Here is a 19,777-nt window from a genome sequence, read left to right as displayed (position 1 = left end):
GCGTTAACCGATCGCGTTCATCCTGACAGCAAGTTCCGGGCCAAGACGGCCCTCGGGGGTGCTCCAGGTGATCGGTCAGAGGCTCGAGGTTCGGCAGGGGCAGGGGCTGGTCATCACGCCCCAGCTGCAGCAGGCGATCAAGCTGCTGCAATTGTCGAACCAGGAGCTGGACGAATACGTCGAGGCCGAGCTCGAGAAGAATCCGCTGCTCCAGCGCGAGGAGCCCGAGACTGGGGCCGAGGTCGCACGCGAGGCGCCGGCGGACTCCAGCGAACTGAGCTTCTCCGACGCCGAGACCTCCGACCGGTCCTCTACCGTCGATGCGCGCGAGGACGACGTCTATGGCGACGCGACGCCGGGCGAACGCACCTCGGACCGTCTGTCCGACGAGGCCGCCGAACAGCCGGGCCTGTCCGACTGGTCTGCGGCGGGCAAGGGCGGGTCGTTCAACGACGGCGACGGCGGCGAACGCCCCGAACGCCACGATCCCACCCTGTGGGAGCATCTGCAGGAGCAGGCGTCCTCGGCCGGGTTTTCGGCCACGGATCACGCCATCGCCTTGTCGCTTATTGATGGGGTCGATGACGGCGGATACCTCCGCGCAGAACTGGCCGAGATCGCCGACCGGCTGGGCTGTGGCCTGGAGCGGGTCGAGGCGGTGCTGGCCGTCTGTCAGGGGTTCGAGCCGACGGGCGTCATGGCCCGGTCGGTGCCGGAATGCCTTCAACTGCAACTGATCGAGCGCAACCGCTTCGATCCGGCCATGGGCGCCCTGCTCGACAATCTGGACCTGCTGGCCAGGCGCGACCTGTCCGGTTTGCGCGCCGTCTGCGGCGTCGATGCCGAGGACCTGTCGGAGATGATCTCCGAGCTGAAGGCCCTGACGCCCCGGCCGGGCGCGGGCTTCGCCGGCGAGATCGCCCAGACCGTGATCCCCGACGTCCATGTGCGGCCGGATCCGGCGGGCGGCTGGCGGGTGGAACTGAACTCCGACACCCTGCCGCGTCTGCTGGTCGACAAACGCTATCACGCCTCGGTTTCGGCCGGCGCGCGGACCGAGACGGAGAAGGCCTTCGTCGCCGACTGCGCGGCCCAGGCCAACTGGCTGGTCAAGTCGCTGGACCAGCGAGCAAAGACCATCCTGAAGGTCGGGTCAGAGATCGTGCGCCAGCAGGACGCCTTTCTGGCCTTCGGCGTGGAGTTCTTGAGGCCCCTCAATCTGAAGACCGTGGCCGATGCGATCGGCATGCATGAATCGACCGTCAGCCGGGTCACCTCCAACAAATACGTCTCGACCCCGCGCGGCGTGTTCGAGCTGAAATTCTTCTTCACGGCCGCGATCCAGGCGACCGACGGCGGCGCGACCCACTCCGCCGAGGCCGTCCGTCATCGGATCAAGTCGATGATCGACCACGAAGGCCGTGACGGCGACGTTTTGTCCGACGACCGGATCGTCGAGATTCTCAAGGAAGCGGGCATCGACATCGCCCGACGGACCGTCGCCAAGTATCGGGAAGCGCTCAGGATTCCATCCTCGATCGAGCGCCGCCGCATGCTGAAGACCGGCTGACCGAACAACAAAGCGTGACTGTAAAATCGGCGTTCCCGATTGACACCTTTCACGGTCGGTCGCGTTCTATCGAGATGCAGATCCAAGTCAGTGGTAAGCACGTGGATGTCGGCGAAGCGTTAGGCTCGCGCATCTCCCAGGAACTCGAAGACGGAGTCGGAAAATACTTCGAACGCGGCGGTCAAGACGCCGAGGTCGTGGTGTCCAAGGACGGCCACGGCTTCAAGGTGGATTGTTGGGTCCGCCTCGCATCCGGGCAGTCGCTCGTGACCACCGGCCTCGGCGGCGACGCCCATGCCGCCTTCACCGACAGTCTCGAAAAGCTCGAGAAGCGGGTCCGTCGCTACAAGCGCCGCCTCAAGGATCACCACATCGGTCCCAAGGGCCTGTCGCCCGAGAAGACCGAGATGGCCGCCGCCTCGGTCGCCCGCAGTATCGTGTTGCGCAACCCCGACGATGACGTCGAGGATTCGATGTTCGACACGGCCGGCGCCGACGACGGTCCGCCTCCTGTCGGCATGGTCATCGCCGAAAGCGTTTCGGAGATCCGCACCATCACCGTCGGTCGCGCGGTGCTCGAACTCGACATGACCGGCTATCCGGTCGTGCTGTTCAAGAATGCGGCGCACGGCGGCCTGTCGGTGGTCTATCGCCGACCGGACGGCAACGTCGGCTGGATCGATCCCGAGCGTACCGCCTCCCTCAATGGACACGGTTCTGTAAACGGTTCTGGCGCATAAGGCTTCCCATGGGCGCGCGAACCGTCTAGACGGCGCGCGCCCAAAGGGTGCTGCCCACAACCTCGAGTATGTAAGTCGGGACGATTATGGATATCGGGGAATTGCTGGTTCAGGACGGTATCGTTCTGAGATCCGGCGCGTCTTCCAAGCGGCAGGCTCTGCACGGGGTCGCGACCGCTGCGGCTCATGCTCTGGGCCTGGACGAGGCCCGCGTTTTCGACGCCTTGATGGAGCGCGAAGCTCTTGGTTCGACGGGCCTCGGCTCGGGGGTGGCGGTTCCGCACGCCCGACTGGCGGGTCTGGACAGCATCAAGGCTGTGTTCGTGCGCCTGGACACACCCGTAGTCTATGACGCCGTGGATGATCGCCCGGTCGACCTGATGTTCGCCCTGTTCGCACCGCCCCGCGACGGTGCCGAGCATCTGCGGGCTCTGGCGGCGGTCTCCCGGGCCATGCGGTCCCCGAAACTGCGCGAGCAGTTGCGTCAGGCCCATACCGAAGACGCGATCCACGCCCTGTTCGTCAGTGACGCCAAGGCTCCGGCCACGGCGGCGTAGACACCGCCGCCCCTGCCTCGGACCCTATCCTCGCGGCGCGGCTGCTCTCTGCTTGAGCGCGTTTCTACGTGATTGAGTGACGGCCTTGCCGTCAGTGCACCGACACCGGCGCCAGCTCATGGGCCACGGCGGCGGCAAAGGCCGTCTCGCGGTCCAGCATGACGGCCAGCCGCTCGCCGTCCGCGCCATGCACCGCGTACAGGGTCTGATCTGGATCGATCACCAATCCCTTGGCGTCCTCCAGCGGCGCGTCGGTCAGGGCGTCCGCCATGACGTCGGCGGCTGTGATCTCGCGCACGTAAACCAGGTCGGGCGCACCCAGACCGGCAAAATCCTTATTGGTCATCATCGGCGTCATAGCGACCGCCTCCTTACTCAAGAGTGACAAACGCCCGGATACGGCTCGGGTTCGCAGCCGCGTCGTCGGGCGTCAGGTGAACGGATCAGCCGACGCTGATCGGGATGCGTCGGACGGGCTCGAGGTTCTCGGGCCGGACCAGATCGACGTGCAGAAGTCCGTGCTCCAGCCGGGCGCCTTCCACCTCCAGCCCGTCGGCCAGGACGAAGCTGCGGACGAAGCCGCGCGCCGCGATGCCGCGATGCAGGAAGGCCTGGTCCGGCGAGGCCGCCTCGCGTTTGCCGGCGATGGTCAGCTGTCGCCCTTCGATGGTGATGGCCAGATCGTCGGGCGAGAACCCGGCGACGGCCAGCGAGATGCGGACAGCATTGTCGCCCAGCTGTTCGACATTATAGGGCGGATAGCTCTCGGCCGCCGCCTTTGCGGCGCGGTCGATCAGGGCGCGGGTCTGGTCGAAGCCCAACAGGAAGGGGCTGTCGAACAGCACGGTTCGGGTCGTCATGGTTCAGTCCTCGACAAGCGACTGCGGCCTTGAAGCCCCCCGGGATCGGCGAGGCGTCGGCCGTGGAACCGATATGGGCAGGCGGGGCGACGGGAGCAAGCCCGTCCAGACGCCGTCAGCCGAGGTCGATATCGGCCATGTCGCGCAGACCCTCGGCCTTGCCGGTCTCCGCCACCTGATTGAAGGCCGCGACGATGTGATAGAATGAGCTGGCCGGCGCCGGCTCGTCCAGGAAGCCGCCCTGGGGCAGGTGCTTGTCCCGCCACAGACCGTCCGGCGTCAGATAGAGCCACAGCGCTCGTAGCGCACTCGCCGCATCCTCCATCAAGGCCTGTCGCTCGCCGTCGACCGCGGTCTCCGACAGGATCAGCGACCCCTTCAGCCATTCGGTCTGGGGCCACAGGCGCGCCCGCCCGCTGCGCACCGTGCCGTCGTCGTTCATGGCGTCGATGGCGATGGCGATGGCGTTCCGTTCGGCGATGCCGCGCCGGCCATAGGCATAGAGCCGCTGGGCCGCCGTCAGGACGTCTGCACGGCCCCGCATCCGCGAGACGCGCGCCAGGAGCCAGGCCCACTCGAACTGATGGCCGGGCTCGACCAGCTGTCCGTCCTCACCCTCGGCCGGGCGCCAGTCGGCGTCGAAGAACTCCCGCAGGAAGCCGCCTTCCGGGTCGATGAACCGCGTCAGGGCCAGGTCGACGATCCGGTCGGCCAGAGCCGCCCAGCCCGCATCGCCTCCGACGCTTTCCCAGGCCAGGCAGGCCTCCAGCAGGTGCATGTGGGCGTTGGCCTGATACGGATGGTCGCCCGCCTCGATCAGCCCGCCCGTCGCGGGGGCGGCGGCCAGCAGGGCGTCGCGCAGCGTCACGGCGCGGGCCTCCAGCGTCGGGTCGTCCACGCCCGCGCTTTTGGCGGTCGCCAGGGCGAACAGGACGAAGGCCTGGTCATAGAGGTGCGGCGTGTCATCCAGCGGCGCGCCGTCCGGGGTCAGCGTCGTCCGGCACAATCCGTCCGGGCGCAGATAGTCGGAGTAGAGCCGCTCCAGCCCGCGCTCGACGATGCAGCGCCAGGGGCCTTGCCAGCCGTTCATGCCGGCGCTGGCGTAGACGAAGATCTGGCGCGCCTGCACCCGTGCGCGACGCGGCCTGCTGAGCGGACGGCCCGCCAGGGACAGCATCTCCGAGAAGGCGCCGTCGGTCGCCTGGCCGAGCGTCGACCAGATCGGCAGGGCGCGGACCCGCAGCCAGTCGGCGAACCGCGCCGCGCCTTCCGCCAGACCCTCCGGCGGCTCGGCGGCGAAATCCAGGTGGCGGGGCGAGGTGGTCGCGATCCGCGCCACGATCTTCTTGACGCTCTGCGACTGGGCCAGGTCGGAGACGAGGACCGCATCGTCCTCGACCACGATGGCCAGGTTCCGCACCCCCAGCACCGCGACCAGCACCCCGTCGGGTGCCCGGACCAGACAGCCTTCGGCGTCCTCCAGGATGTGCAGGCCCGTGCTTCCCTCGCCGCTGGCGGCGATCGAGTCCCAGGCGCCCAGGTCCGACCAGGCGAAATCGACCTCCAGCACCGAGGCGCGGGCCGTCTTTTCCATCACCGCATAGTCGATCGAAATCTTGGGCGATCCGGCGAAGGCCGGGCCCAGCGTCTGGACCCGGTCATAGCCTTCGTCCGGCAGGGCAGCGCTCGCGGCGTCCAGGACTGCCGGCGCATGGACGCTCATCTCGTCGATCAGGGTCCGGGCCGAGGCGATGAAGTTGCCGCTGTTCCACAGGTAGCCGGCGTCGATATAGGCCTGCGCCTGGACGCGATCCGGCTTCTCGACGAAGGCTCCGACCGCCGACAGGCCACGGCCGGTCGGCTTGATGTAGCCATAGGCCTGGGACGGTTCGGTCGGCGTCACGCCCAGGGTGACGATCCGCCTGCCGGTCGCCCCCTCGGCCGCCGTCGTCACCGCCTCGCGGAAGGCGTCATGGTCCGGGATATGGTGGTCGGAGGCGACGAAGGCGATCACGGCCTCGGGATCGTGACGGGCGGCCCATGCGGCGGCGGCGGCCATGGCGGCGGCGGAATCCCGCGCCTCCGGCTCCAGCAACACCTGGGCGGTGACCTCCATCTCTCGCAACTGGTCGACGATCCACTCGCGGTGGCGCACCGCCCCGACGATGATCAGCATGCCGTCGTCCCCGGTCAGGGGCGCGACGCGGGCCACGGTCTCCTGGAACAGCGATCGGTTGCCGGACAGGGGAATGAACTGTTTGGGGCGTGACGGTCGTGAGGCGGGCCACAGGCGGGTGCCGGATCCGCCGCACATGATTACCGGGTAAAGCGCCATCGTGATTGCCCGGACCAAGACCCTGTTCGGGCATACCTCTCGACCCGCGAAACCTAACGGGACCACCGAGCGGTCGCAACCAGTCCGGCGGGGATCCCGAAGGATAACCGGCGGGTGTGTCCTTCTGGGCAACGCGGTTCTGCGAAACCAAAAGGGGCCGGCTGCGATGCAACCGGCCCCTCGGAATTTGGTGGAGCTTAGCGGAGTCGAACCGCTGACCTCTTGCATGCCATGCAAGCGCTCTACCAGCTGAGCTAAAGCCCCGAACCTTTGGACTCACCGTCCGTCGGTCTGGTTCGACGGGTCCGTCTGGGCCCCGTCAAGGCGGCGGAAACTATGTCGGGTCGATTTTCAGATCAACCCGCTTCCGTCATTTATTTTCGCATTCTTTCGTTCGACCCCCGACAGGCCGAAACCTGTCAGGAAATCAAATGGTTGACTGCGATCAGTCTTCGTCTTTCGAGCCCTTGGCGATGTCGCCGTCGAAGGCGTCGTCGTCTTCGTCCTCGATGAAGGGGACGGAGTCGTCATCGTCGTCGTCGCCCAGGACGTCGTCGTCGTCGCCGTCGGTCGTGCCCATGCCGGATTCTTCGGACGGATCGGCCGTCGTTTCGTCCTCGTCGTCGGGCGTCAGGATCGGCTCATGGCCTTCCTGGTCGATTTCCGGGGTTGCGACGGTATCGTCTTCTTCTTCGTCCTCGTCGTCGGTGGCCTTCTTCTCGACGACCTGGTCTTCGGCGTCGTCAGCGGCATAGCCGCCCGGACGGCCGCGACGGCTGCGCAGCTTGATGGCTTCTTCGGGATCGAACTCGGTGTCGCACTTGGGGCAGTGCGCCGGGCGGCGGCCCAGGTCGTAGAATTTGGCCTGGCAGTTCGGACAGACCTGCTTGGCGCCAAGTTTGGGATCGGCCACGGGTGATGGAGACCTTTGGATGGAGGAGGGGATTTCGGCCGCGTCCCTTGCCACCATGGGGGGCCGCTGTCAAAAGCCGTGTTCAGCGTGGCCGTGCCCGCTCCCTCCCGCATTCTGTCTGACGGAGCCTTTCTTGGCCTCCAACGCCTCCCATCTGACCGCGCGCTCCGGCCATCCTCTCAGGGGAACCGTGCGGGCGCCGGGCGACAAATCCATCTCCCACCGCGCGATGATCCTGGGCGCCATGGCGACCGGGGTGACCGAGGTCGAGGGCCTGCTGGAAGGCGACGACGTCCTGGCCACCGCCCGTGCGGCCGAGGCCTTCGGCGCGACGGTCGAGAGGCTGGGCGGCGGACGCTGGCGTGTGACCGGACGCGGCGGCTTCCAGACCCCGGCCGGCGTCATCGACTGCGGCAACGCCGGAACGGGGGTGCGGCTGCTCATGGGGGCGGCGGCCGGCTATCCGATCTCCGCGACCTTCGACGGCGACGCATCCCTGCGGTCCCGCCCGATGGGTCGGGTGACCAACCATCTCACCCGCATGGGCGCGACCTTCGACTGGAGCGGCAAGCCGGGCTTGCTGCCGGGGACCCTGACCGGCGGAAGGCTGAACGCCATCGACCATGTCCAAACCGTCGCCTCGGCCCAGGTGAAGTCGGCGATCCTGCTGGCCGGGCTGAACGCGGACGGCGTCACTTCCGTCACCGAACCGGAAAAGAGCCGCGACCACACCGAGCGGATGCTGCGCGCCTTCGGAGCTGTGGTGGACGTCGAGGAAGACGGCGAGGGCTGGATCATCCGCCTGCAAGGCGGCCAGCCACTGACCGGAACCGCCGTCGCCGTGCCGGGCGACCCGTCATCGGCGGCCTTCCCTCTGGCGGCCGGCCTGATCGTTCCGGGCTCGGAGGTGACGGTCGAAGGGGTGATGCTGAACCGTCTCCGCACCGGCCTGTTCGACACCTGGATCGAGATGGGCGCCGACTTGACCATCGCAAACCGCCGCGTCTCGGGCGGCGAGGATGTCGGCGACATCACCGCCCGCCATTCCGCTCTGACGGGCGTCGTCGTGCCGGAGAGCCGCGCCGCGTCGATGATCGACGAGTACCCGATCCTCGCCGCCACCGCCGCCTTCGCCGAGGGCCGGACGGTCATGCGCGGCGTCGGCGAGATGCGGGTCAAGGAGAGCGACCGCATCCGCCTGATGGTCGACGGCCTGCGTGCCTGCGGCGTCGCGGTGGAGGAGGAACCGGAAGGCTTCATCGTCACCGGCGGCTCCGTTCCCGGCGGCGCGACCGTCCACACCGCCCACGACCACCGGATCGCCATGAGCCACCTGGTGCTCGGTCTCGCGGCCGAACAGCCGGTCACGGTCGACGAGCCCGACATGATCGCCACCTCCTTCCCCGGCTTCGTCGAGATGATGCAGGGGTTGGGCGGAGACGTCGGGGCTTGATCTCTCGCTTCGAGAAGGGGCCGGAGGGCGATCCGATGAGGCTCGTGTTGACCCTGATCGTCACCCCGCTGCTGGGCTGGTGGTTCCTGGCCGTCAACGCCGCCGGAGAGATCGCCGTCCGAAGCGGCCCCCGGGGCGCCAAAGGAACTTTCGTCGCTGATCGGCTGACCGACCCGGATCAGTTCTACATCGGCCTCGGGTTCATCGGCCTGCTGTTCCTTCTGTCGCTCGCCGGACTGCTTTCCACCGCATGGGACATTGTGGTCGGGCCCGGACGTGGTAGCGAACAGCCTTAATGACCGTTCCTTTCGTCATCGCCGTCGACGGCCCCGCCGCCTCGGGCAAGGGGACGATCGCCTCGCGCCTGGCCGCCCACTACGGCCTGCCGTTCCTCGACACCGGCCTGCTCTACCGTGCAGTCGGCCTCGACGTCCTGACCGGCGGCGGTGACCTGGGCGACGCCAAGGCGGCGGAACGAGCGGCCCGCGCCCTCGACACCGACCGGCTGTCCGATGACGCGGCCCTGACCTCGGGCGACGCGGGCGAGGCGGCCAGTCGCGTTGCGGGCTTCCCCGGCGTGCGCGCGGCCCTGCTGGATCTGCAACAGGCGTTCGCGGCCCAGGCGGGCGGCGCGGTCCTGGATGGACGCGACATCGGCACGGTCATCGCCCCGAACGCGCCCGCCAAGCTGTTCGTGACCGCTACGGCCGAGACCCGCGCCCACCGGCGCTGGCGCCAGCTCAACGCGCGCGGCGACATGATCACCTACGAGGCCATGCTGGCCGATATCCAGCGCCGCGACGAACGCGACGCGGGCCGCGGCTCGGCGCCCATGATCCAGGCCGACGACGCCGTCTTGCTGGATACGACCGAACTGGATATAGAAGCCGCCTTCGATGCGGCCCGCCGTATCGTCGAGGCGGCGCGAGCGAAACACGGCCTCTAGGCCCGTTCCGCAAATCCAGCGCTCCGTCCTCGGCTTCCGCGGGCGCCCCTGGTTCAACTGAACCTCGCGTCCACGACCGACTATCCCAACTGCAACTTCCACCTCGCGCGGGGCCGTCCGGTCACGCGCCATAGCCCTATCGGAACCATCAGAGCTTCATGGCTGATACTCTCAACCCCACCCGCGACGACTTCTCCGCCCTGCTCGACGAGCAGCTGCAAGGCCGCGACCTCGGCGAAGGCCAGGTCGTTCACGGCCGCGTCGTCGGCATCGAAAAAGACATCATCATCATCGACGTCGGTCTGAAGACCGAAGGCCGCATCCCCGCCCGCGAGTTCGGTCAGGGCGAAGGCGCCGTCATCCCGAAGGTCGGCGATGACGTCGAAGTCTACCTGGAGCGCGTCGAGAACGCCCTGGGCGAGGCCGTCATCAGCCGCGACAAGGCGCGTCGCGAAGAAGCCTGGACCCGTCTGGAAGTCGTGTTCGCCGAAGGTCACCCGGTCAACGGCGCCATCGTCGGTCGCGTCAAGGGCGGCTTCACCGTCGACCTGGGCGGCGCCTCGGCCTTCCTGCCGGGCTCGCAAGTGGACATCCGTCCGGTCCGCGACGTCGGCCCGCTGATGGGCAAGGAACAGCCGTTCCAGATACTCAAGATGGACCGCCCGCGCGGCAACATCGTCGTCTCGCGTCGTGCGATCCTGGAAGAAGCACGCGCCGAACAGCGCACGGAGCTGGTCGGCCAGCTGCAAGAGGGTGAAGTCCGCGACGGCGTCGTCAAGAACATCACCGACTACGGCGCGTTCGTGGATCTGGGCGGCATCGACGGCCTGCTGCACGTCACCGACATGTCGTGGAAGCGCGTCTCCCACCCCTCGCAGGTGCTCGCCGTCGGCGACACCGTCCAGGTGCAGATCGTCAAGATCAACCCGGACACCCAGCGCATCAGCCTCGGCATGAAGCAGCTGCAGTCCGATCCGTGGGACGGCGTCGAAGCCAAATACCCGCCCGGTGCCAAATACACGGGCCGCATCACCAACATCACCGACTACGGCGCCTTCGTGGAGCTGGAAGCCGGCGTCGAAGGCCTGGTGCACGTCTCGGAAATGTCCTGGACCAAGAAGAACGTCCACCCCGGCAAGATCGTCTCGACCTCGCAGGAAGTCGACGTCGTGGTTCTGGATGTTGACGCCTCCAAGCGCCGCATCTCGCTGGGCCTCAAGCAGGCCCAGGACAACCCGTGGGATGCGTTCGTCGCCAACCACCCGATCGGCTCGACCGTCGAAGGCGAAGTCAAGAATGCCACCGAGTTCGGCCTGTTCATCGGCCTGGACAACGACATCGACGGCATGGTGCACCTGTCCGACCTCGACTGGTCGGTCTCGGGTGAAGAAGCCATCCAGCGCTACCGCAAGGGCGAGATGGTCAAGGCCAAGGTCCTGGACGTCGACGTCGAGAAGGAACGCGTCTCGCTCGGCATCAAGCAGCTGGGCGGCGATCCGGTCGGCGACGGCGAAACCTACAAGAAGGGCCAGACCGTCACCCTGACCGTCACGTCCATCGAGTCGGGCGGCATCGAAGTGAAGTTCGGCGAAGACGACGCGCCGGTCACCTCCTTCGTGCGCAAGTCGGACATCAGCCGCGACCGCAACGAGCAGCGCCCCGAGCGTTACGCCGTCGGCGACCGCGTCGACGCCCAGATCACGGGCATCGACAAGGCCACGCGCCGCGTCTCCGTCTCGATCAAGGCTCTGGAAATGGCCGACGAGAAGGAAGCCATCGATCAGTTCGGGTCCTCGGACTCGGGCGCCTCGCTGGGCGACATCCTCGGCGCGGCCCTGCGTGAGAAGGCCGGCAAGGAGTAGAATCCTTGCGACCCGGTCGAGCCGAACCTTAGGCTCGACAGGAATGAAGGGGCGGCCGGAGCGATCCGGCCGCCCTTTTCTTTGATATCCTTCCGCCCGTGAGGTCGGTCTGCAACCGGTCACGCCCGATGGCTGGGCGGAAATCCGTGTACGGTTGCCGACATTTAACCCTCTTCCCTGACGGAAACTGACGATCAGGTCTTTTTCGCCAGCCGGGCGAAGGCTAGGATGCACCTGCAACCCGATTGAAGTTGCACCCGTATTTGCTCCGAGAGGGCAGGAAAGGGCGGGCGCCTGGTCATGATCAAGTCTGAGCTGATCGAAAAACTGGCGGCGGAGCACACGCATCTGACGCACGCCGAGGTCGAGCGTGTAGTCAATGTCGTTCTGGGTCGCATGACCGAGGCCATGGCCGACGGTGGTCGGGTCGAGCTGCGCGGCTTCGGCGCCTTCTCCGTCCGCGCCCGTCCGGCCCGCGCCGGTCGCAACCCGCGCACGGGCGAGACCGTGGACGTCCCGGCCAAGTCGGTGCCCTTCTTCAAGAGCGGCAAGGAACTGCGCGAGCGGTTGAACGCCTCGGGCGACGCCTGATAGGCTTCAGGCTCGATCGAAGAGCCTGAAGGGATATGCCGTGAGCCTGCTGACCGAGTTCAAGGAGTTCGCCGCGCGCGGCAATGTCGTCGACCTCGCAGTCGGCGTCATTATCGGCGCCTCGTTCGGCAAGATCGTCACCAGCCTGGTCGAACAGGTGGTCATGCCTCCGATCGGCCTCATGCTCGGCCGCGTCGATTTCTCCGAACTGAAGTGGGTCCTGTCGCCCGAGGATCCGGCCACGGAGGCTCTCGAAGAGGTCGCCATTCAGTACGGTGCCTTCATCAACACCGTGATCCAGTTCCTGATCGTGGCCTTCGTCGTCTTCCTGATGGTCAAGGGCATCAACAAGCTGCGCCGTGAACAGGCCGCCGATCCCGCACCGGCAGCCCCGCCCGCGCCCACCCCGACCGAGGCCCTGCTTGCCGAAATCCGCGACGAGCTGAAAGCCAGGCAATAGGCAGTAGGCAGTAGGCAGTAGGCAGTAGGACTTTCTGCAACGCCCTGCACCCGAGCTATGCCGAAAAAGCGGGTGCGCGCCCCCAGCCGGCGCTCCTTCTACTGCCTACTGCCTACTGCCTAATCTTCAGGCCGCCCGCTGCTCCGGCACGGCCACCGGCACGGGCCTCAGACAGATGCCGTAATCCCCGTCGAAGGGGGTCGGCGACCACAATGCCGCGCCCGGTGTGTCGGGGCCGAACCTGACATGGCAATGGCCCCAGCCGCCCTCGCGCCGCGCCGTATCGGTCAGCGATCCGAGACGACGCAGAAGATCGGGGCTGACCATCTGTATGCGGAGCTTCGCCGCTCCCAGGCTGCGGGCATTGTGCAGCAGGGCCTGCATCAGGGCCGGGATCGCCTCCGGGGCGTCCTGCAGGGCGACCAGGTCGATGATCTCCAGCATCGGCGGCTCGATCGGATTGCCCTTGGACATCATCGCCATCGCATAGCCTGCGATGGTCGCGCCGCGATGATAGGCCAGCAGCAGCGGGCGCAAGGTCAGATCCGGGTCGGACAGTCGCCAGCGCAGCATGGCCGGGCTGCGGTCCGCGATCAGCCGTCCCTCCGCCTTCAGCCCTTCCCAGAAGTCGGCGAAACTCGATGTGTCCGAAAGATCGGTCAGCACCGCCACCCCATCCGGCAGGTCCAGCGCCGCCGGCTCATGCAGGCGGGGGTTCAGAAGGCGCTCGTGCCGGGCCTCGGTCAGGCGGGGCGCGCGACGGTCGATCTCGCGCCACAGCCGCCCCCCGGCGCAGGCCAGGGCGTCGATCCGCCATGACAGCTTCAGATCGTGGGTCGCGGGCGGCCAGGCGACCATGCCGTAGCGTTTGTAGAGGGGGCTGGAGGCCGGATTGGCGTTGAAGGTGTAGTGGGCGGCCATGCCCGGCTGGGCATTGAAGACGTTCAGCAGCTTGCGGCTGCTGCCCCGCGCGCGTGGCGTGACGATGATCGAAAAACCTGTGACGCCATGATGGATCCGGTCGCCGTGATGGAAGCGCTGCACGAAATTGCCGGTAAAGCCGCAGGCTTCTCCGTCCTCGGATTCCAGCAGCCAGCCGGCGGGCGCGCCCGTCTCCAGCCGTGCCGGATTGCCCGCCAGCCAGGCCCAGCCCGCGTCGGACCGTGAGGGCCAGCCGACGAAACGATGCAGGGCGTTGACGGCCTCGTTGTCGGTCTCATCGATGGGTCGCACCGAGATAGTCATCGTTCAGGCTCCAAAGCGATACACGCGTCCCCTCCGCCGCCTGTTCCTGCACGACGCGGGCCAAAGAAAACACGGCAAGGTAGAATCAACCGCTAACGATCCAGCCGTAGCGATTCCGGGTTTGACTCCGCTGGAAACGGAACAAATAATGAACATGGAGTCTTCACCCGCCATGTCCGTCCCATCCTCATCACAGTCAAAATGCGTTCCGCCGCCCCTTTCGACCTTGTCCGAAGGGCTGGAGGAGGTGTGTGCGGGCGGAGCGCGAGACATGGCCTCGGCCATGGCTTTCGCCCTCGGCAGGGCCGATGTCGGCAAGGGGCGGGGCGTGGTGCTCAGCGCGACACGGGCCTGGCTGGGCGAGAACGGACGGCCCTACGGTCCCGGCCTGGCGGGCTTTCAGGCGCGCGACGGCTTCCTCCTGGTCGAGACCGGAACGGAGGCCCAGGCGTTGTGGGTCATGGAACAGGCCTTGCGATCCGGCGGCGCGGCCCTGGTGATCGGCACGGTCGACGGGGCCGAACTGGCCCAGACCCGGCGGCTGGAGTTCGCCTCACGCGACGGGGCCTGTTCGGGTCTTCTGCTGCGATCCCGTACCGGCGACCTCAGCGCCGCACGCCGCCGGTGGCGCATCACAACCTTGGCGAGTGACGGCGATCGCTTCGATCGCCGTGCGCCGGGCCGGATGACGATCCGTGCCGAAATGACCCGCAGCCGGATTGAGCGGCCGGGCGTCTGGATGCTGGAGCAGGATGATGAGACGCATCGTCTCCGCCTGGCTGATCGACTGGCCGGTGACGGTCTGGGCGCGATCGGCCGGGCTCAATACGCCTGATCCCTTCGCCGCCGATGCAGCCCCCCTGGCCCTGATCCAGCGCACGGCGCGGGGACAGATCATCCATGCCCTGAACCCGGCGGCGCGCGCCCTGAACCTGTCGCGCGGCCAGACCCAGGCCGACGCCCTGGCCATGATCCCGCATCTGGCCTGTCATCCCGCCGATCCGGCGGCTGACCTGCGCGCCCTGGAGGCCCTCGCCGTCTGGGGCGAGCGGTGGTCGCCCTCCGTCACCGTCGATCCGTCCGAGGGCGGGCTCGAGGGTCTGTTCCTCGACCTGACCGGCGCGACCCATCTGTTCGGCGGCGAGGCCCAGACCCTGACCGGCATCCAGGCCCGGCTGAAGGCGGCGGGCATCCGCGTCCGCGCCGCCATGGCCCCGACACCGGGCGCCGCCTGGGCTCTGGCCCGCTGGGGCGACGCCAAGCGGATCGCCACCGACGCCGACGTGCGAGCCGTCTTGGCCTCCCTGCCGGTCGAATCCCTGCGCCTCACCGACGCCGCCCTGAAACAGACGAAACGGTTCGGGCTGAAGCGGATCAGTGACCTCTATCCCATGCCGCGCGCCGGTCTGGCTCGCCGTTTCCGTGACGGGGCCGGCGTCGGTCTGGTCCGGCGTCTGGATCAGGCGACCGGCGCGACCAACGAAGCCCTGATCCCGACCCGCGCCCCGGCTCGCTATCGCGGGTGGGAGGCCTATGCCGATCCCCTGGGCGACACCGCCGGGATCGAGGCGCGCCTGCCCGGACTGGCCGATCAGCTGGCGCAGGCGATGGAGGCGGACGGGCAGGGGGCGCGGGCCCTGACCCTGACCGCCTTTCGCGTCGACGGCCGGACCAGCGCCCTCTCGGTCCGCATGGGCCGGGCGCTTCGCGACGTCACCGTCTGGATGCGGCTGTTCCGCGAGGCCGGGATCGCGCGGATCGACCCCGGCTTCGGCATAGACGCCCTGATGCTGACCGCCGACGTCACCGAGCCGGTGGTGGCGCTTCAGGTCGCCATGGGCGAGGAGGAACAGGCGCATCAGGCCGAGGGGATGGCCGCCCTGATCGACCGGCTCTCCGCCCGGCTGGGAGAGGGGGCGGTGCGGGTCGCCGATCCGTTCGGCTCCTGGCTGCCCGAGCGCGCCGAGCGCTGGCGACCGGCCCTGGCCAAGGCCCCGCCGAAGCAGGAAGCGGCCGGTGATCCTCGGCGTGCCCGCCCCCTCCTGCTGCTCGATCCGCCCGAGCCGGTCGAGACCATCGCCGAGATGCCCGACGGCGTGCCCGCCCTCTTCACCTGGCGGCGCGTTCGACGCAGCGTGACCCGCGCCGACGGCCCCGAACGTCTGTCCCCGGAATGGTGGCGTCCGCGTCCCGACGGCCGCCTGGCCCGCACCCGCGACTACTACCGGATCGAGGACGACCAGGGCCTGCGCTACTGGCTGTTCCGCGAGGGTCTGTACGGCGCGGAATACACGGGCGCGGACGACGAGCGGCCGCCGTCCTGGTGGATGCACGGAATGTTCCCGTGAACGCCCCGTCCGACTGGGACGGCCGGTACGCCGAGCTCGGCGCCCTCACCAACTTCAGCTTCCTGGAGGGGGCCTCGCATCCGGGCGAGATCATGATGCAGGCCAAGGCGCTCGGCCTCGCCGCCGTGGGCGTCGCCGACCGCAACACCCTGGCCGGCATGGTCCGCGCCCTGATGGGGGCCGAGGACTTCGACATCCGTCTGGTCGTCGGGGTCCGGCTGGGCTTCCTCGACGGGACCGAACTGATCGTCTTCCCCCGCGACCGCGCCGCCTATGGTCGGCTGTGCCGGCTGCTGACCCTGGGCAAGAGCGAGATCCTCGACGACGCACCACCGCCCGCCGCCGCGCCCCATCCCCACCTTCGCCTGGTCCAGCCCGTGGACGACGACGCCGCCCCCGACCGCACCACCAAGGGCGAAACCCGCCTGACCTTCGACCAGGCCGTGGCCCATGGCGAAGGGATGATCGCGCTCGCCGTCGCGCCCGAGGTCCCCGACACCGCCTTCGAGGCCCGCCTCCTGGCCTGGCGCCGCGCCTGGCCCGACACCCTCTATCTCGCCGTCGCCCCCTTGTGGCGCGGCGACGACCGCGCGCGGCTGAACCGGCTTTCAGACATGGCGACCCGCACGGGCGCCCCGATGATCGCCACCAATGCGGTCATGTATCACGAGGCCGAGCGCCGTCCGATGCAGGACGTCCTGACCTGCATCCGCGAAGGCACGACCATCGACAAGGCCGGCCTGCGGCTTCAGTCGAACGGCGAACGCTACCTGAAGCCCGCCGCCGAAATGGCGCGTCTGTTCAAAGGGCACGAGGCGGCCCTGGCCCGGACCATGGAGGTGGTGCGCGGGTGCGCGTTCTCGCTCAAGGAGCTTCAGTATCAGTACCCGGAGGAGCCGGTCCCGTCAGGCTGGACGGCTCAGCGCAGATTGATCCGCCTGACCTTCGCCGGCGCGCGAAAACACTGGCCCGACGGCGTCCCGGCCAAGGTGCTGAAGGGGATCGTCGTCGAGCTCAAGCTGATCAAACAGCTCGACTATCCGAACTATTTCCTGACCGTGCACGACATCGTCCAGTTCGCCCGGGACGCAAAAATCCTGTGCCAGGGACGCGGTTCGGCCGCCAACTCGTCCGTCTGCTTCTGTCTCGGCGTGACAAACGTCAATCCCGCCGAGCAGGACGTCCTGATCGAACGCTTCATCTCCGCCGACCGGTCCGAGCCGCCCGACATCGACGTCGATTTCGAACACGAGCGACGCGAGGAGGTGATGCAGTATGTCTATCGCCGCTATGGTCGCGACCGGGCCGGCATCGTCGCCACCATTATCCACTATCGCCCGCGCTCGGCGATCCGCGACGTGGGCAAGGCGCTCGGCCTGACCGAAGACGTGACGGCGCGTCTCGCCGACACCGTCTGGGGCTCCTACGGCTCGGATGTGAAGGAGGACCATGTCGATCGCACGGGCGTCAGTCGCCACGACGCCCGCATGTCGCTCGCGCTCCAACTGACCGCAGAGCTGATCAAGTTCCCGCGCCATCTCAGCCAGCATGTCGGCGGCTATGTCCTCAGTCGCGGCCCCCTGGTCGAGATCGTCCCCATCGGCAATGCGGCCATGCCGGATCGAACCTTCATCGAATGGGACAAGGACGACATCGATTATCTGAAGCTGATGAAGGTCGATGTCCTGGCCCTGGGCATGCTGACCGCGATGCGTCGGGCTTTCGATCTGATCGCCGACAGCTATGGCGACCGGTGGGAACTGCACACCGTCCCGACGGAGCAGAAGCCGGTCTACGACATGCTGTGTCTCGGCGACTCGCTCGGCGTCTTCCAGGTCGAGAGCCGGGCCCAGATGGCCATGCTGCCGCGCCTCCAGCCCCGGGTCTTCTACGATCTGGTCGTAGAGGTCGCCATCGTCCGGCCCGGCCCGATCCAGGGCGACATGGTCCATCCCTATCTGAAACGCCGGGCCGAACGTCGCGCGGCGGAAAAGGCGGGCCTGCCCTTCGTCATCGACTATCCGCACCCCGCGCCCGAACACGGTCCGAAGAACGAACTGAAGCTCGTCCTCGACAAGACCCTGGGCGTGCCCCTGTTTCAGGAACAGGCGATGAAGATCGCCATGGACGCGGCGAAGTTCACGTCAAAGGAAGCCAACGGCCTGCGCCGGGCCATGGCCACCTTCCGGCACATGGGGACGATCGGGACCTATGAGGAAATCTTCGTCGGCCGGCTGAAGGACCGGGGTTACGATCCCGTCTTCGCCCAGAAATGCTTCGACCAGATCAAGGGCTTCGGCGAATACGGCTTTCCCGAAAGCCACGCCTGCGCCTTCGCCTTCCTGGTCTACATCTCGGCCTGGGTGAAATGCTTCTATCCGGACGCCTTCGCGGCCTGTCTGCTGAACAGCCAGCCGATGGGGTTCTACGCGCCCGCACAGATCGTCAGGGATGCGCGCGAGCACGGCGTCGAGATCCGACATCCCGACGTGAACGCCAGTGACTGGGACGCGACGCTGGAGCCGCGGCGAACCTCGGAACGCCGCGCCCTTCGCCTGGGCCTGCGGTCCATCGACGGGTTCAAGAGGGACTGGGCGCTGAAGATCATGGCCGAACGCGCGCTCGGCCCCTTCCGCGATCTGGAGGATCTCCGCATCCGCGCCGACCTCCCGCCCTCCGCCCTGGACAGGCTGGCCGAGGCCGACGCCTACGGTTCGCTCGACCTCTCGCGGCGTCAGGGGATGTGGGCGGCCAAGGGCGCGGCCCCGGCGTCGTCGGCACCCCTGTTCGCGGCCATGGGGCTGGACGAGGCGGACGGCGCCCCGCCGGCGGCCCTGCCGGCTCTGACCGAGGCCGAGGAGGTGGTCGGCGACTACCAGACCATCCGCCTGTCGCTGAAGGGTCACCCCGTCGCCTTCCTGCGCGAGCGGCTGACCAAGGCGGGGGCGGTGACGACCGAGGCCTGCAAGACTGTGAAGGACGGACGTCGCGTCCGGGTCGGCGGGGTGGTGCTGGTCCGTCAGCGCCCCGGCTCGGCCAAGGGGGTGGTCTTCCTGACCATCGAGGACGAGACGGCGGTGGCCAACCTCGTGGTCTGGCCCGACGTGTTCGAACGATTGCGGCCCGTGGCCATGGGCGCGCGGATGGTCCTGGCCGTCGGCAAGATCCAGCGGTCGGAGGAGGGGGTGACCCATCTGGTGGTCGAGGATCTGATCGACTGGACCCCGATGCTGGGCCATCTCTCCACCGATCCGACGCCGGGATCGGGCCACGCCCCGACGCGCGGACGCCACCCCAGGGACGTCCGCATCCTGCCGGGCTCGCGGGATTTCCACTGAGACGCCCCCCCATCCCCCTTGTGGGCGGATGAGGGGTCATCCCCGCCCTCTCTCACCGTGCACCCCGGCGAAGGCCGGGGTCCAGATCACACGTCCAGGCGGCCGGGATGGGCGTCGGAGTTGCTGCTTGAGCCGTCGGGTGCCTCCATCTAGACCCCGGCCTTCGCCGGGGTGCACGGATAAAGACATCCAAGTTTGGCCAAACACGCCCCGAATCCCCCAACGATTCCAACACCCCGAACTTTTAAGACCCCTCCGAACCGGCGCCCCCTCGAACATCCCTTATGATGGGAGCCATCCCGTCGTCGGGGAAGGCGTCCTGGGCCCAGGACCCGGACGTGCGGCGGGACCGATCGTAGCGGGATTGTCCGGGGGGCGTGAAACCTCGGAGCCCGGCGGGCCTGAGCCCGCCGCCCGTCGCGGGCCTATCGCCTGAGGGTCCAAAGGACTCGGGATTCGTGGCCGGTCTTCGCCGAGGCGGGGATGCAGGCCCCCCCGGGGTGTCCGTAAACCCGCTGGGTGACGCTCGCGGACCCGGTCGGGGACGGAGCCTTCGGCG

The 19,777-nt window shown here is 68.0% G+C and carries 17 protein-coding genes and 1 tRNA gene; 12 read left to right on the top strand and 6 right to left on the bottom strand.

Annotation, left to right across the window (positions count from 1 at the left end):
* The first annotated feature begins 67 nt into the window (after window positions 1-67).
* From rpoN to ptsN, 3 genes are all read left to right on the top strand, one after another.
* Window positions 68-1,570 carry an RNA polymerase factor sigma-54 gene (gene rpoN / locus ACW171_RS09805; protein WP_492096612.1) on the top strand — a complete coding sequence of 501 codons (1,503 nt, stop codon included), beginning with the start codon at window positions 68-70 and terminating at the stop codon, window positions 1,568-1,570.
* 74 nt (window positions 1,571-1,644) lie between these two features.
* On the top strand, window positions 1,645-2,310 hold the full coding sequence (gene hpf, locus ACW171_RS09800) for a ribosome hibernation-promoting factor, HPF/YfiA family (RefSeq protein WP_492092991.1): 666 nt from the start codon (window positions 1,645-1,647) through the stop codon (window positions 2,308-2,310).
* A gap of 86 nt (window positions 2,311-2,396) precedes the next feature.
* Window positions 2,397-2,867 carry a PTS IIA-like nitrogen regulatory protein PtsN gene (gene ptsN, locus ACW171_RS09795; protein WP_492092990.1) on the top strand — a complete coding sequence of 157 codons (471 nt, stop codon included), beginning with the start codon at window positions 2,397-2,399 and terminating at the stop codon, window positions 2,865-2,867.
* Window positions 2,868-2,958: 91 nt separating this feature from the next.
* Here ptsN and ACW171_RS09790 read toward each other — a convergent pair whose 3' ends face one another.
* From ACW171_RS09790 to ACW171_RS09770, 5 genes are all read right to left on the bottom strand, one after another.
* Entirely contained in the window at window positions 2,959-3,225 is a 267-nt protein-coding gene (locus ACW171_RS09790) for a DUF1150 family protein (RefSeq protein ID WP_492092989.1), read from the bottom strand.
* An 85-nt stretch (window positions 3,226-3,310) separates the two neighbouring features.
* A complete protein-coding gene (locus ACW171_RS09785) occupies window positions 3,311-3,727 on the bottom strand; it encodes an Hsp20 family protein (protein ID WP_492092988.1) in 417 nt (138 codons plus the stop codon).
* 115 nt (window positions 3,728-3,842) lie between these two features.
* Window positions 3,843-6,062 carry an AGE family epimerase/isomerase gene (locus ACW171_RS09780; RefSeq protein WP_492092987.1) on the bottom strand — a complete coding sequence of 740 codons (2,220 nt, stop codon included), beginning with the start codon at window positions 6,060-6,062 and terminating at the stop codon, window positions 3,843-3,845.
* A 188-nt stretch (window positions 6,063-6,250) separates the two neighbouring features.
* A tRNA-Ala gene (locus ACW171_RS09775) sits at window positions 6,251-6,326 on the bottom strand.
* A 181-nt stretch (window positions 6,327-6,507) separates the two neighbouring features.
* Window positions 6,508-6,975, bottom strand: a complete 468-nt coding sequence (locus ACW171_RS09770; protein WP_492092986.1) for a TIGR02300 family protein — start codon at window positions 6,973-6,975, stop codon at window positions 6,508-6,510.
* Window positions 6,976-7,108: 133 nt separating this feature from the next.
* Here ACW171_RS09770 and aroA point away from each other — a divergent pair, with 133 nt between their 5' ends.
* The 6 genes from aroA to mscL all read left to right on the top strand — a co-directional run bounded on the left by aroA (window position 7,109) and on the right by mscL (window position 12,287).
* Window positions 7,109-8,428 (top strand): 3-phosphoshikimate 1-carboxyvinyltransferase, encoded by a 1,320-nt coding sequence (aroA, locus tag ACW171_RS09765; protein ID WP_492092985.1) that lies wholly within the window; start codon window positions 7,109-7,111, stop codon window positions 8,426-8,428.
* Window positions 8,429-8,475: 47 nt separating this feature from the next.
* Window positions 8,476-8,724 carry a hypothetical protein gene (locus tag ACW171_RS09760; RefSeq protein WP_492092984.1) on the top strand — a complete coding sequence of 83 codons (249 nt, stop codon included), beginning with the start codon at window positions 8,476-8,478 and terminating at the stop codon, window positions 8,722-8,724.
* Window positions 8,724-9,374 (top strand): (d)CMP kinase, encoded by a 651-nt coding sequence (gene cmk, locus ACW171_RS09755; protein WP_492092983.1) that lies wholly within the window; start codon window positions 8,724-8,726, stop codon window positions 9,372-9,374. The genes ACW171_RS09760 and cmk overlap by 1 nt, the downstream gene beginning before the upstream one ends.
* Window positions 9,375-9,532: 158 nt before the next feature.
* Window positions 9,533-11,236, top strand: a complete 1,704-nt coding sequence (gene rpsA / locus ACW171_RS09750; protein ID WP_492092982.1) for a 30S ribosomal protein S1 — start codon at window positions 9,533-9,535, stop codon at window positions 11,234-11,236.
* A 300-nt stretch (window positions 11,237-11,536) separates the two neighbouring features.
* The gene (locus ACW171_RS09745; protein WP_492092981.1) at window positions 11,537-11,827 is read left to right on the top strand and encodes an integration host factor subunit beta; all 291 of its coding nucleotides are present in this window, start codon (window positions 11,537-11,539) and stop codon (window positions 11,825-11,827) included.
* 40 nt (window positions 11,828-11,867) lie between these two features.
* Window positions 11,868-12,287 (top strand): large-conductance mechanosensitive channel protein MscL, encoded by a 420-nt coding sequence (gene mscL, locus ACW171_RS09740; RefSeq protein ID WP_492092980.1) that lies wholly within the window; start codon window positions 11,868-11,870, stop codon window positions 12,285-12,287.
* Window positions 12,288-12,413: 126 nt separating this feature from the next.
* On the opposite strand, the gene ACW171_RS09735 is transcribed toward mscL, so the two are convergent.
* Window positions 12,414-13,532, bottom strand: a complete 1,119-nt coding sequence (locus ACW171_RS09735; protein WP_492092979.1) for a GNAT family protein — start codon at window positions 13,530-13,532, stop codon at window positions 12,414-12,416.
* A gap of 271 nt (window positions 13,533-13,803) precedes the next feature.
* Between ACW171_RS09735 and ACW171_RS09730 the strand changes: the two genes are divergently transcribed.
* The 3 genes from ACW171_RS09730 to ACW171_RS09720 are packed head-to-tail and all read left to right on the top strand — an operon-like array spanning window position 13,804 to window position 19,218.
* Window positions 13,804-14,367 carry a hypothetical protein gene (locus ACW171_RS09730; protein WP_492092978.1) on the top strand — a complete coding sequence of 188 codons (564 nt, stop codon included), beginning with the start codon at window positions 13,804-13,806 and terminating at the stop codon, window positions 14,365-14,367.
* The gene (locus ACW171_RS09725; protein WP_492092977.1) at window positions 14,288-15,880 is read left to right on the top strand and encodes a Y-family DNA polymerase; all 1,593 of its coding nucleotides are present in this window, start codon (window positions 14,288-14,290) and stop codon (window positions 15,878-15,880) included. The genes ACW171_RS09730 and ACW171_RS09725 overlap by 80 nt, the downstream gene beginning before the upstream one ends.
* Window positions 15,877-19,218, top strand: a complete 3,342-nt coding sequence (locus ACW171_RS09720) for an error-prone DNA polymerase (protein WP_492092976.1) — start codon at window positions 15,877-15,879, stop codon at window positions 19,216-19,218. Before ACW171_RS09725 ends, ACW171_RS09720 begins: the two co-directional genes overlap by 4 nt.
* Window positions 19,219-19,777 lie beyond the last annotated feature (559 nt).

This window comes from Brevundimonas sp. FV1ye28, assembly GCF_058681135.1.
The sequence above is the reverse complement of the archived record's forward strand: the minus strand, read 5'-3'. Positions and strand labels throughout refer to the sequence as shown.